This window comes from Actinokineospora sp. HUAS TT18 (assembly GCF_051364635.1).
Taxonomy (GTDB): domain Bacteria; phylum Actinomycetota; class Actinomycetes; order Mycobacteriales; family Pseudonocardiaceae; genus Actinokineospora.
Window position 1 is genome coordinate 5,096,532 of record NZ_CP195645.1, and the last position, 12,819, is coordinate 5,109,350.

Here is a 12,819-nt window from a genome sequence, read left to right on the forward strand (position 1 = left end):
CAAATCATCCACAGCTTGCCGCACCCCCGCCTCTCGTGCCGCAGCAACACGGCCGCGGGCACCAGCCCGTCGACAACCCCTGTGTGCCGGTCGACGTGTCGGTCGTGACAACTAAGCTGCGGTGCGTGACAGACACGGTGCTTCTCGACGCTGGCGTGGTGAGCCGGTGTCGGCGCCGTGTGCACCTGGAGCACGATCCCGCCGCGAGGGACGCGCCCCGCCAAGCGCCCGACCCCACCGGTGAACTGCGCAAAGCCGACGCCGTCGCCCACCGGCGGGAGATCGCCGACCAACTCAAGGCCGTCTTCGGCGACCGCTGGGTCGAGATCCCCACCGACGCGCGCGGCTCCGAGCGGGAAGCGGCGACCAGAGCCGCCATCGAGAGCGGCAGGGACTTCATCTGGGCCGCCCAGCTCCCGCGTGATCTCGAAGGCGGCAGGCGCGGCGGCATCGACCTGCTCGTGCGCACCGACGGCGGCTACGTGCCCGTCCTCGTCGTCCGCCACAAGGTCAGCGACCCCGGCACCGGCGCCCGCACCTCCCCGCTCACCGACCTCACCACCATCGGCGGCACCCCCGACCAGACCCGCAAGGTGCGCCCGCAGCCCCGCGACCAACTGCGCCTCGCCCACACCCGCAGGCTGCTCCACGCCGCCGGGTTCGCCGACGAGCGCACGGCCTTCGCGGGGGTCATCGGGCTCGACGGCGACGTCATCGTCTGGCACGACCTGTCCGCGCCCACCTGGCCGGGCGGTCGGACGGCGCTGGCCGAGTACGAGGCCCGGTTCGCCGACCGGCTGGCCGTGGCCACGGCCGCCGCGACCGGGGGCGAGCCGCTGGCCGAGCCGTCGCGGATCGTCGAGTGCCGGAGTTGTCCCTGGTGGCCGGTGTGTAGCGAGAAACTGCTGGCCACCCGCGACGTCAGCCTCGTGGTCCGCGGTGAGGACGCCGGGTTCCTGCGCGCCGCCGACGTCCCCACGGTCGACGCACTCGCCGCGCTCGACCCCGCGAACAACGACGTCCCGCCGCTGGTCGGCATGCCGCTGGCCGACGCGATCGGGCTGGCGCGCGCGTGGCTGGCCGACCTGACCGTGGTGCGCCGCAACGAGTCCGTGCACGTGCCGCGCGCCGACGTCGAGGTCGACGTCGACATGGAGAGCTTCGGCGACGCGGGCGCCTACCTGTGGGGCGCGCTGCTCTCCGGCGCCGACATCGGCATCGCGCCCGGCTACCGTGCCTTCGTCACCTGGGACCCGCTGCCCACCGACGACGAGGCGCGCTCGTTCGCCGAGTTCTGGCAGTGGTTCGCGACGGTCCGCAACGCCGCCGTCGCGCGTGGGCTGACGTTCCGCGCCTACTGCTACAACGAACTCGCCGAGAACCGGTGGCTGCTCGCCTCGGCCAAGCGGTTCGCGGGCAAGCCGGGGATCCCGACCCGGCGCGAGGTGCTGACGTTCATCGAGTCGGACGAGTGGTTCGACCTGTTCGGCAGCGTCCGCGAGCATTTCCTTTGCTCCCATGGGAAAGGGCTCAAGACGATCGCTCCCGTGGCCGGGTTCTCCTGGCGCGACCCGGAGGCCAGCGGCGAGAACTCGATGCGCTGGTACCGGGCGGCGGTCGCGATGGACGGCGGCGCCCCGGACGAGGTCCAGCGCGCGAGGCTGTTGGAGTACAACGAGGACGACGTCCAGGCGACCGCGGTGCTGCGCCGGTGGATGTCCTCGCCAGCGGTGAACGAGATCCCGTACGTCGGCGACATCTAAGGAGCAGGCATGGCACAGCGGGTCCGCGGCGTCGTGGCGCGCGCGAAAGGTCAGCCGGTGACGGTCGAGACGATCATCGTCCCCGACCCTGGCCCCGGCGAGGCGGTCGTGCGCGTGCTGTCGTGCGGGGTCTGCCACACCGACCTGCATTACCGCGAGGGCGGCATCAACGACGAGTTCCCGTTCCTGCTCGGCCACGAGGCCGCGGGCATCGTGGAGACCGTCGGCGACGGCGTCACCGACATCGAGCCGGGCGACTTCGTCATCCTCAACTGGCGCGCGGTGTGCGGCCGGTGCCGCGCGTGCCTCAAAGGCAAGCCCTGGTACTGCTTCGCCACGCACAACGCCGCCCAGCCGATGACGCTGGAGGACGGCACGGCGCTGTCGCCCGCGCTGGGCATCGGCGCGTTCGCCGAGAAGACGCTCGTCCACAGTGGACAGTGCACGAAGGTCGACCCGGAGGCGTCGCCGACTGCCGTCGGCCTGCTCGGCTGCGGGGTGATGGCCGGGCTCGGCGCGGCGATCAACACCGGCAACGTCTCGCGCGGCGACACGGTCGCGGTGATCGGCTGCGGCGGCGTCGGCGACGCGGCCATCGCGGGCAGCAAGCTCGCGGGCGCCACGTCGATCATCGCCGTCGACATCGACGACCGGAAACTCCAGTGGGCCAAGGAGATCGGCGCGACGCACACCGTCAACGCCAAGTCCGCCGACCCCGTCGAGTCCATCAAGGACCTCACCGGCGGCTTCGGCGCCGACGTGGTGATCGACGCCGTCGGCCGTCCCGAGACCTGGAAGCAGGCGTTCTACGCGCGCGACCTCGCGGGCACGGTCGTGCTCGTCGGCGTGCCGACACCGGACATGACGATCGAGATGCCGCTGATCGACTTCTTCTCCCGCGGCGGCGCGCTCAAGTCGAGCTGGTACGGCGACTGCCTGCCCTCGCGCGACTTCCCGTACCTGGTCGACCTCTACCGCCAGGGCAGGCTCGACCTCGACGCGTTCGTCTCCGAGACCATCGCCCTCGACGGCGTCGAGCAGGCATTCGACCGCATGCACCACGGCGACGTGCTGCGTTCCGTGGTGGTCTTCTGATGACGGTCCGCGTCGACTTCGTCGTCACCTCCGGCACGTTCAGCCTCGACGGCGAGACCCACGAGGTCGACAACAACGTGTGGATCGTCGGCGACGACCACGAGGTGGTGATCATCGACGCCGCGCACGACGCCGACGAGATCCTCGCCGCCGTCGACGACCGCGCGGTCAAGGCGATCATCTGCACCCACGCCCACGACGACCACATCAACGTCGCCGAGGACCTGGCGCAGGCCACCGACGCGCTGGTCATGCTGCACCCGGCCGACGAGCCGCTGTGGCGGCACGTCTACCCCGACGACGACTTCGAGCCGCTGTTCGACGGCGAGGTCATCGAGGTCGCGGGCATCCAGCTGCAGATCCTGCACACGCCGGGCCACGCGCCTGGCGCCGTCTGCGTCTACGCGCCCGCGCTGAACGTGCTGTTCAGCGGCGACACGCTGTTCCGCGGCGGCCCGGGCGCCACCGGCCGCTCGTTCAGCGACTTCCCGACGATCATCGACTCGATCACCGAGCGCCTGTTCGAGCTGTCGCCGGAAACCGTCGTGCACACCGGCCACGGCGACTCCACGACCATCGGTGAGGAAGCTCCCCATCTCCACGAATGGCTCCAACGCGGCCACTAGTAATCACTAAGCTGCGGAGGGCGACGACATTCTGGAGGGGCTATGACCGCCGGTGAGAGACCGATCGGCGATCTCGCGCGTGCCATCGACGAGTCGGACTTCGCGTGGTCGCTGGTGCTCGTCGGTGAGGACCAGTCGAGCAAGCTGGCGTCGCTGACCTCCGACCTGCGCGGCCGCCCGTCGCCGACCGGCGAGGGCAAGCAGATCACCTCGGGCTACCAGTACTGGGGGATCGGGCCGACGATCGCGTGGGCGCACGCCTGCTCCGACCCGTTCTACCAGGTCATGAAGCAGAGCCTGGAGTCGTTCACCCGCCGCTGGAAGCGGATCAGCGGCAAGGTCGAAGGCGTTCCGCTGCACTATGTCTGCCTCGGCGCGGGCACCGGGCACAAGGACCGGCAGATCCTGGAGACGCTGCTCGGCGACAACCCGGACCTGTTCTACTTCCCGGTCGACATCAGCTCCGAGATGCTGCGGCTGGGCACCGGCAACTCGACCGCCGGGCTGGGGATGCCTGGCCACCGGATCGTGCCGGTGCAGCTCGACTTCGCCATCCACGAGAACCTGGTCGAGTTCGGCAAACTCCTGCGCCGCGTCGTCGGCGACGAGCCGATCCTGTACTCGCTGGTCGGCAACACGATGGCCAACTTCGACGACGACGCGGAGATGCTGGCCAGCCTCACCGCGATGATGCGCCCACAGGACTTGTTCCTGCTCGAGGTCGCCACGACCGACGACCTGTCCGACGACCTCGCGCGCCAGGTGGTCGAGGAGTACGCGCGCAGCCGCGCGTACAAGGAGTTCGTGACCAGCGCGCTGATGCACAACTCGGACCTGACGATCGACATGGAGTCGGTGCAGTTCCGCGGGTCCGTCGAGCCGGGGCGCGCGCTCAAGGTCAAGGTGATCTACCAGAACCGCACCGGCGGCGACATCCAGATGATGCTGCCCGACCGCACGCGTGTGCTGTTCCCCGACAACGACACGATCCTGCTGCAGGTCACCCGCAAGTACTCGCGCAAGGCGCTCGACGGGATCTTCACCAAGTGCGGGCTGCGGCGGGTCGCCTCGACGCACTCGGACTTCCGCGCCCAGCGCCAGTCGCCGGGGTTCGGGATGGAACTCGTCCTGCTGCGCCGCGCGGAGAGCGAGGCGGTGCCGACGCAGCAGCGCCGCACCAGGGCCGACGAGATCTGGGCCAACCCGAGTTGACCCGGGTCGCGATCACGATCGTCACCTTCGGCGCGCTGGCCGTCGCGCTGGCGCTCGGGGTGAGCTGGTTCGTCGTGTCCGGGCCGGGGGAGCGGTTCGAGCCCGCGGTGAACACGCTCGCACTGCTGGCCGGTATCACCGGGATCTTCGCCGAACGCTGGGCGGCGCAACGGGAACGGCGCCAGCAGGCCCTGGAGTCGATCGAGTCGGAACTGGCCCGCAACCGGGAGATCCTGTCCGGCGAAGAGTTCGGCGCCGACGCCCCACCCGGCCGCAAGCTCTACGCGCGGCTGCTGCACTCGGCGGTGGACGCCGCGTTCACGTCGGGAGCGCTCAGCCCGCGGCGTGACACGGAGCTGATCTCGCTGCTGCACCACTGGCGCGGTCAGGTCAGCTCGGTCAACCGGCGCCTGGAACTGACGGAACTGCTGGTGTTCACCACCGCGTCGGCCGACGAGGCCGAGGACTTCGACCAGGCGCTCCGCACGTTCATGCCGACCGTGCGGAGCCACCTGAGCGAGGTCGAGACCTACCTGGGCGCCATGCGCAGCGAGCCGTCGAGACGGATCACCTCGCCGTTGAGGTAGTCCTGCTCGATGATCGACAGCGCCAGCTTCGCGTACTCCTCCGGCTTGCCGAGGCGCTTCGGGAACGGCACACCCTCGGCCAGCGCGGCGCGGAACTCGTCGGAGACGGTCGCCAGCATCGGGGTGTCGATGATGCCGGGGGCGATGGTCAGCACCCGGATTCCGGACGAGGCCAGGTCACGCGCGGCCGGGAGGTTGAGCCCGACAACCCCACCCTTGGACGCGGCGTAGGCGGCCTGCCCGATCTGCCCGTCGAACGCGGCGATCGATGCGGTGTTGATGACGACACCCCGCTGGTCGTGCTCCAACGGCTCGGTCTGCGCGATGGCGGCCGAGGCGAGGGTGACGACGTTGAACGTGCCGATCAGGTTGACCTCGATGACCTTGCGGAACAGGTTCAGGTCGTGCGGCCCCTTGCGCGACAGAATGCGCGCCGACGGCCCGATACCCGCGCAGTTGACCACGACACGAAGCGGCTTGCCGGACGCGACAGCGGCGTCGACGGCGGCCTGGACCTGCTCGGGGTCGGTGACGTCGGTGCCGACATAGGTGACCCCGTCGACCTCCGGCGCCGACTCGATGGCCGAGGGCAGGTCGAGCGCGAACACAGCCGCCCCCTTGCCCGCCAACGCCTGCGCGGTCGCGCCACCGAGGCCGGAGGCCCCACCGGTGACGATGGCCGCGGTGCCGTCGATCTGCATCCCGTCAATCCCTTCCCGCCGCCGTGCACCTGCGCACGGACTACCGGGCCGTAGGTTAACGCCCGTTCAGCCCAGCCCCCACTCGATGTGCCCGATCTCCCAGCGACCCAGGCCGGGGCTTTCAGCGGGCCAGGCCGAAGTCGAGCCCGGTCAGCTCCTCACTCACATCCCAAAGCCGCTTCGCCAGCTCCCGATCCCGCGCGGCCTCCAGCGGCTCGACGATCGTCGGGTACCCCTTCTGCTCCCGCCGCCCATTGGGCCCGACGAACTGCCCGCTCTCCACCTCCGGATGCGTCGCCGCGTACAGCTGCGGCAGTGCCCCCATGGCGGCGTCCTGGGCCATCAGCCGGTTCGACACCTTCAACGCCAGCTTCGTCACCCCGGACGGCCCGCTGGATTGCAGGTTCGTCGCCGCGTACCCGGGATGGGCCAGCACGCTCGAAACGCCGAAGCCGTTCGCCCGCAGGCGTCGGTGCAGTTCCAGGCCGAACACCACGTTCGCCAGCTTCGACTGCGCGTAGTAGCCCGTCTTCGAGTACTTGTGCTCGCCGTGCAGGTCATCGAAGTGCACGCGCCCCCGCTTGTGCAGGTACGAACTCACGGTGACCACGCGCGGGTCGGTGCCTTCCTTCAGCACGTCCAGCAGCAGCGCGGTGAGCGCGAAGTGACCCAGATGGTTGACGGCGAACTGCAGCTCGTAGCCCTGGGCGCTCAGCGAACGCGGCGGCATCATCACGCCCGCGTTGTTGATGAGGAGGTCGACGCGGTCGACGGTGGCGGCGAAAGCGGTCACCGTGTCCAGGTCGGCGAGGTCGACGATCCTGGTCTCGACCAGCGCGTCGGGCTGCTCGGTCCGGATCGCCTCGACCGCTTCGGCGCCCCGGTCGGCGTCGCGGGCGGTCAGGATGACGTGGGCGCCGTGGCGGGCCAGTTCACGGCTGGTCTGGAAGCCCAGGCCGCTGTTGCCGCCGGTCACGATGGCGGTGCGGCCGATCAGGCTGGGGATGTCGGCGGCGGTCCACCCGGGGGCGGACACCGCCCCCGGATCGTCCTCGGGTGCAGTGCTCATGGCGCATAGCCTGCCTTACGTCTGTGTCCCATAGTGCGAAACCTAGATCACACAGCCCTAACGCCCTTACTGTTCAGTTGTGGAGCTGCGTCACCTGGGTGAGTCCGGGCTGGTGGTGGGCGCCGTCGGCCTGGGCTGCAACAACCTGGGCAGGCCGGGCACGCCCGCCGAGTCCCTGGCGGGCTCCCGCGCGCTCGTCCACGCCGCGCTCGACGCGGGGATGTCGCTGTTCGACGTCGCCGACGTGTACGGCGCGCCCCGCGGGCGCAGTGAGGAACTGCTCGGCCAGGCGCTCGCGGGCAAGCGCGAACACGCGGTCATCGCCACCAAGTTCGGCATGGACATGCAGGGCGGAAACGGCCCCGACTTCGGCGCGCGCGGCGCCCGCCGCTACGTCCGCAAGGCCGCCGAGGCGTCGCTGCGCAGGCTCGGCACCGACTGGATCGACCTCTACCAGCTGCACCGCCCCGACCCGTCGACCCCGATCGCCGAGACACTGGCCGCGCTGGACGACCTGGTCCGCGCCGGGATGATCCGCTACGGCGGCGTGTGCAACCTCGCGGGCTGGCAGGTGGCCGACGCCGTCTGGACCGCGCGCACCACCACGACGCCGGTCCCGGTGTCGTCGCAGGACCACTACTCGCTGCTGGAGCGCGGCGTCGAACGGGAGGTCTTACCGGCCTGCGACCGGTTCGGGCTGAGCCTGCTGCCGTACTTCCCGCTGGCCAACGGCCTGCTCACGGGCAAGTACACGCGGGATCAGCCCCCTCCGGCGGGATCCCGGCTCGCCAACCGGCAGCGCCTGCTCGACGAGGCGCCCTGGCACAAGATCGAGAAGCTGCGCGCGTTCGCGGGCGAGCGCGGCATCACCATGGTCAGCCTGGCCATCGGTTGGCTCGCCGCCCAGCCCGCGGTCGGCTCCGTCATCGCGGGCGCGACCACCCCGGACCAGGTCGCGGCCAACGCCAACGCGATCCGCTGGCGGCCCAACGCCGACGATCTGGTCGTCCTCGACGAGATCTGTCCACCGCGCCGCTGAGTTATCCACAGGACTTGTCCCCAATGTGAACAAGTGTTCGACGCTAGGGGATCGCGGCGCCTATCTTGGTCACGGTGTTCCAGTTTCGGGCCGTGCCGTGCACCTTCCACTGCTTCAGCAGGAAGGGCACGATCTCCGGCGCCGCCAGGATGCCGTCGGGGCACCACTGGTAGATCACCCGGTCGCCGACCTTGATGGCCGCCGGGTCCAGCTCCTCCACCGCGGCCGCCTGCTTCGCGTCCAGCGACTCGGACAGGAAGATCGCCATCATCCGCGAGCCGTTGTCGGCGACGTCGGCCAGCGGGTGGCCGTCGATCACCTGCTGGATCTCCTTGGCCGTGCGGACCAGGCAGCGCGTGGTCAGCCCGAACCCGTCGTCCAGCGCCTTCTCGATCTTCTTGCCGATCGACGCGGGCGTGCCCTTGCCGCTGAACACCGCGTTGCCGCTCTGCAGCAGCGTCTTCACCTCGCCGAACCCGAGGTCGGCGAGCAGCTCGCGCAGGTCAGCCATCGCGATCTTCTTGTTGCCACCCACATTGACCCCGCGCAGCAGGGCCACGAATCCGGTCATGCCCGGATCTTGCCCCCGGCGACCTCGGCGGGATAGTCGGGGTACCAGCCGACGTACTCGCCGCCGGTGAACACGAACAGCGGGTCGGTGACGCTCGCGGCGTAGCCCTCGTCGCGCAGGTCGACCTTGCGGGACTTGAACGTCGAGGTCTGCTCGACCGCGTCGATCACCCGGACGAACAGCGGCACCGCGTACGACGGCAGGCGGTCGGCGAGGTGCTTGCCCATGACCTTGCCGTCGAAGCCGGCGCCGTCGCGGAGCTTGACCGCGGCCATGCCCGCCTTGCCGTCGGTGCCCGCGACGGACACGCCGTAGACGACGGCCTGCTCGACGTCCGGGTGCTCGCCGATGGCGCCCTCGACCTCGGTGGTGGCCACGTTCTCGCCCTTCCAGCGGAACGTGTCGCCGAGCCGGTCGACGAACGCGACGTGCTTGAACCCCTGCATGCGGACCAGGTCGCCGGTGTCGAACCAGCAGTCGTCGGCCTTGAACGCGTCCCGCACGAGCTTGCGCTCGGAGGCGTCGGCGTCGGTGTAGCCGTCGAAGGGCGCGCGGTTGGTGACCTTGGTGAGCAGCAGGCCCACCTCGCCCGCCTTGACCTTGCGCAGCCGGTCGCCGTGGCGCAGCGGCTTGCCCGTGTCGGCGTCGTACTCGACGACGGCGAACGGCAGCGGGCACGTGCCCGCGGTCCGGTCGATGTTGAGCGCGTTGATGAACGCCAGGTTGCACTCGCTGGCGCCGTAGAACTCGGCGATGCGGTCGATGCCGAACCGCTCGGTGAACTCGGCCCAGATCTCCGGGCGCAGGCCGTTGCCGACGACGACGCGCACCTGGTGCTGGCGCTCGATCGGGCGGGGCGGCTGGTTGAGCAGGTAGCGGCAGAGTTCGCCGATGTAGCAGAACGCGGTGGAGCGGGTGCGGACCACGTCGTCCCAGAAACGGGACGCGGAGAAGGAGCGGCCGATTGCGATGGTCGCGCCCGCCGAGAGGACCGACGAGAGAGAGACCGTCAGCGCGTTGTTGTGATACAGCGGCAGACAGCAGTAGAGGGTGTCGTCCGAACGCAGGCGGACGCCGAGGCCGCCGATCCCGGACATGCTCTTCAACCAGCGGAAATGGGACATCGCGCTGGCCTTGGGCAGGCCGGTGGTGCCCGAGGTGAAGATGTAGAACGCGGTGGTCGACGCGGGCAGGGTCGCGGTGACCTCGGGGTCGGCGTCGCTGGTCGCGCCGTCGGCGAGGGTGTCGAGGTCGAGGACCTTCGGGGTGTCGACCTCGTCGAGCGCGTCGCGGTAGTCGCGGCCCGCGACCAGGACGGTCGCGTCGAGCAGGCGGACGCTGTGGTCGAGCACGTCGCCGCGCTGGTTGGTGTTGATCATGCCCACGGCGGCGCCGAGCTTGACGCCCGCGAGTGCGGCCAACAGCGTCTCCGGCCGGTTGCCCGCCATGACCGCGATGGTCTTGCCAGGGCCGACACCGTTCGCGGCGTAGACCGACGCGTAGCGGTTGACCAGGGAGTTCGCCTCGCCGTAGGTCAGCTCGGTGTCCTCGAAGCGGATGAACGGGCGCTGCGGGTGCTTCGCCGCGGCCCGCTGGAAGATGTGGCCGATCGACTCTTTGTTCGTCGGCTTGAGTGTCACCAGCCCGACCGCGCCGCGCGCCATCCTGAGCCCGTCCGGCGCGAGCTTCGGGAGCGCGCGAAGGACGTCGATGAACGTGACCTTACGGGCCCCGACCTGCTCCGTTGCATCCATGCGACCGGATGCTACTGAGAAGTAGGGTGCCCCGGCTAGGGGTCTTCCCGAAACTCGGGATGCTCCGTTTGGCGCAATGTCGGGACAGTTTTTGTCACTGGCGGGAATCGGTCGCCGCCACGATCGGGTTACGTCCCGAGTCGTACGTCCAAAGTCCAATATCGCCCCGCCTCCCACCTGCTCTAACGTCGGTTTCATGAGACGTCGAGAGATCTTGGTGGCGGTGGCCGTGGGAGCCATCGTCCTCGGCGTCACGACCATCGTGGCCAGGCACCAACCGGCCGCGCGGCCGTTGGACGCCCTCGGATACGCCTGGCTGCTGGCAGGCGTGGTGCCGCTGCTGTGGCGCACCAGGTTCCCCCTGGCGGCGTTCGTGGTGTCGGCGGCGGCGGTCTGGGCGTACTTCCGCTCCGGCTATCCGGGCGGCCCGCTGATCATCGCCCCGACGATCGCCCTGTTCACGCTGACAACACTGGCCGGCCCCGCGACAGCCGCGGTGGCCGCCGCGATCGGCTTATGCGTGGCCGTCGGCGTAGACCTGACGCTGTTCTCCGACGTCCGGTCCCTCTGGCTGACGGCCTGGCTGGTCGGCGTGATCGGCGCCGGTGCGGCCGTCCGGTCGCGCCAGGCGCAGCGCCAGGAACACGCGCGACGGCTGGAGGAACAAGCCCGCCTGCGGGTCGCCCGCGATGTGCACGACGTGGTGGCCCACAGTCTCGCGATGATCAACGTCCAGGCCGGAGTCGGCGCCCACGTCGCCGACCGAAGACCGGAGGAAGCCAAACAGGCCCTACTCGCCATCCGCGACGCCAGCCGCGATGCCCTGGCCGAACTGCGCCAGACGCTCGACCTGCTCAGATCCGGCGACCTGAGCTCCGCCGACCCCGGCGGCCGAGACCTGGTCGGCCTCGCCAGAGTCCCCGACCTGGCCAGAGGCGGCCTCCGATTGGCCATCGAGGGCGACCCGGGCCCGCTGCCCGCCGAAGTCGACGCGACAGCGTTCCGTCTCGTCCAGGAAGGCGTCACCAACGCGGTCCGCCACGCCGCCGACGCCACCACGATCACCGTGACCTACGAAAGACAGGAGGACTCCCTAGCCCTGACGATCACCGACGACGGGCGAGCCCCCGAGACGGTGGTGGAGGGCAACGGCCTGCGCGGGATGCGGGAACGAGTCGAGACATTGGGCGGCACGTTCACGGTCGATCCCGGGCCGACCATCCGCGCCACCTTGCCGGTGCCGTAGTCCACAGTGGCCGGTGGCCGCCAAGATCCCGCCGGTCCTGGATCCGGTGCGGCAGGCAGCCCGACCCGCCACTTCGCCGGTGTACGGCCGGTGATCACGGGAGTCGCCGACCACTGAGCCTCGCGATCTCACGGGCTCCGACACGGTCTTCTCGACGCCGGAACCGCGGTCGCCGATCGCTGGGCCGGGGCCCGTGGGCCGACTCCGACTATGCCGGGGCCGCTGGCGGGCGGGGCTTTGGTCCTCGGCGGTTGACTGAGGTGCGGGTAGGGGCCACCCATCGCCGGGATCGCGCGGCATGCTGGCGACGGCGGGCGGGGTAGCACGGTCGCGGGCTTTGGAGGGTTGTTGTGATTCGGGTTGTGCTGGCGGACGACCAGGCGTTGGTGCGCGCCGGGTTCCGGCTGTTGCTGGAGACCGAGGACGGCTTCGAGGTCTGCGCCGAGGCCGCCGACGGTGAGCAGGCGGTGGCCTCGGCGAAGGCGCACCGGCCCGATGTCGTCGTCATGGATATCCGCATGCCCGGTGTCGATGGTCTTGTCGCCACGCGGCGGATCACCGGGGACGCCGACTTGGCCGGGGTGCGGGTGCTCGTGCTGACCACCTTCGACCTCGACGACTACGTCTACGAAGCGCTGCGGGCCGGGGCGTCCGGATTCCTGCTCAAAGACACCGACCCCGTCGAACTGCTCCGCGCGATCCGCGTCGTGGCGGCGGGCGAGTCACTGCTCGCGCCGACCGTCACCCGCAGGCTGATCGCCGAGTTCGTCGCGCGGCCTGGTCGCCGGGTCGACGCGAAGGCGCTGCGCGTGCTCACCGAGCGGGAGCGCGAGGTGCTCACCCTCGTGGCGGCGGGCCTGTCGAACGCCGAGATCGCGGGCAGGCTCGTCATCAGCCCGGCGACGGCCCGCACCCACGTCAGCCGGATCCTGGGCAAGGTCGACGCCCGCGACAGGGCGCAGTTGGTGGTCCTCGCCTACGAGTCGGGGCTGGTTCGCCCCACCTGACTCAACGGCGAGTCGGCCGATCGTTCAAGGCGACCACAAGCCGCACCAGGAACACGATCGCCACCGTGACTACCGCGAGAATCTGCAAAGCCATCGTCGCCTCCAAAGGGAATTCACCGATGCTCCTCGCGGGACCGACAACCCGCGCG

General features: G+C 70.2%; 12 protein-coding genes. 8 read left to right on the plus strand and 4 right to left on the minus strand.

From position 1 onward, the window contains the following. Nucleotides 1-125 precede the first annotated feature (125 nt). Genes ACSHT8_RS23425 through ACSHT8_RS23445 form a run of 5 tightly spaced genes read left to right on the plus strand, consistent with a single transcriptional unit; the run spans nucleotide 126 to nucleotide 5,283 of the window. Nucleotides 126-1,763: a TM0106 family RecB-like putative nuclease gene (locus tag ACSHT8_RS23425; protein ID WP_436493047.1), complete on the plus strand. Its 1,638-nt coding sequence runs from the start codon at nucleotides 126-128 to the stop codon at nucleotides 1,761-1,763. Nucleotides 1,764-1,772: 9 nt separating this feature from the next. Further along, a complete protein-coding gene (locus ACSHT8_RS23430) occupies nucleotides 1,773-2,858 on the plus strand; it encodes an S-(hydroxymethyl)mycothiol dehydrogenase (protein ID WP_436493048.1) in 1,086 nt (361 codons plus the stop codon). Then, on the plus strand, nucleotides 2,858-3,484 hold the full coding sequence (locus ACSHT8_RS23435; protein ID WP_436493049.1) for an MBL fold metallo-hydrolase: 627 nt from the start codon (nucleotides 2,858-2,860) through the stop codon (nucleotides 3,482-3,484). Before ACSHT8_RS23430 ends, ACSHT8_RS23435 begins: the two co-directional genes overlap by 1 nt. A gap of 42 nt (nucleotides 3,485-3,526) precedes the next feature. Further along, the gene (locus tag ACSHT8_RS23440; protein WP_436493050.1) at nucleotides 3,527-4,696 is read left to right on the plus strand and encodes an L-histidine N(alpha)-methyltransferase; all 1,170 of its coding nucleotides are present in this window, start codon (nucleotides 3,527-3,529) and stop codon (nucleotides 4,694-4,696) included. Beyond that, a complete protein-coding gene (locus tag ACSHT8_RS23445) occupies nucleotides 4,693-5,283 on the plus strand; it encodes a hypothetical protein (protein ID WP_436493051.1) in 591 nt (196 codons plus the stop codon). Before ACSHT8_RS23440 ends, ACSHT8_RS23445 begins: the two co-directional genes overlap by 4 nt. Here ACSHT8_RS23445 and ACSHT8_RS23450 read toward each other — a convergent pair. Then, a complete protein-coding gene (locus ACSHT8_RS23450) occupies nucleotides 5,226-5,984 on the minus strand; it encodes an SDR family NAD(P)-dependent oxidoreductase (protein ID WP_436493052.1) in 759 nt (252 codons plus the stop codon). The genes ACSHT8_RS23445 and ACSHT8_RS23450 overlap by 58 nt on opposite strands. Nucleotides 5,985-6,105: 121 nt before the next feature. Further along, nucleotides 6,106-7,053: an oxidoreductase gene (locus tag ACSHT8_RS23455; protein WP_436493053.1), complete on the minus strand. Its 948-nt coding sequence runs from the start codon at nucleotides 7,051-7,053 to the stop codon at nucleotides 6,106-6,108. A 79-nt stretch (nucleotides 7,054-7,132) separates the two neighbouring features. Between ACSHT8_RS23455 and ACSHT8_RS23460 the strand changes: the two genes are divergently transcribed. Further along, nucleotides 7,133-8,092, plus strand: coding sequence for an aldo/keto reductase (locus ACSHT8_RS23460; RefSeq protein ID WP_436493054.1), 960 nt, complete (start codon nucleotides 7,133-7,135; stop codon nucleotides 8,090-8,092). Nucleotides 8,093-8,135: 43 nt separating this feature from the next. Here the strand turns inward: ACSHT8_RS23460 and ACSHT8_RS23465 are convergent, their stop codons facing one another. Together ACSHT8_RS23465 and ACSHT8_RS23470 are read right to left on the minus strand one after the other, a co-directional pair. Then, entirely contained in the window at nucleotides 8,136-8,663 is a 528-nt protein-coding gene (locus ACSHT8_RS23465; protein WP_436493055.1) for a DUF1697 domain-containing protein, read from the minus strand. Then, a complete protein-coding gene (locus ACSHT8_RS23470) occupies nucleotides 8,660-10,417 on the minus strand; it encodes a long-chain-acyl-CoA synthetase (protein ID WP_436493056.1) in 1,758 nt (585 codons plus the stop codon). The genes ACSHT8_RS23465 and ACSHT8_RS23470 overlap by 4 nt, the downstream gene beginning before the upstream one ends. A gap of 196 nt (nucleotides 10,418-10,613) precedes the next feature. On the opposite strand from ACSHT8_RS23470, the gene ACSHT8_RS23475 reads away from it, so the two are divergent. Together ACSHT8_RS23475 and ACSHT8_RS23480 are read left to right on the plus strand one after the other, a co-directional pair. Beyond that, nucleotides 10,614-11,663 (plus strand): sensor histidine kinase, encoded by a 1,050-nt coding sequence (locus tag ACSHT8_RS23475; protein ID WP_436493057.1) that lies wholly within the window; start codon nucleotides 10,614-10,616, stop codon nucleotides 11,661-11,663. 350 nt (nucleotides 11,664-12,013) lie between these two features. After that, nucleotides 12,014-12,670, plus strand: a complete 657-nt coding sequence (locus ACSHT8_RS23480) for a response regulator (RefSeq protein ID WP_436493058.1) — start codon at nucleotides 12,014-12,016, stop codon at nucleotides 12,668-12,670. Nucleotides 12,671-12,819 lie beyond the last annotated feature (149 nt).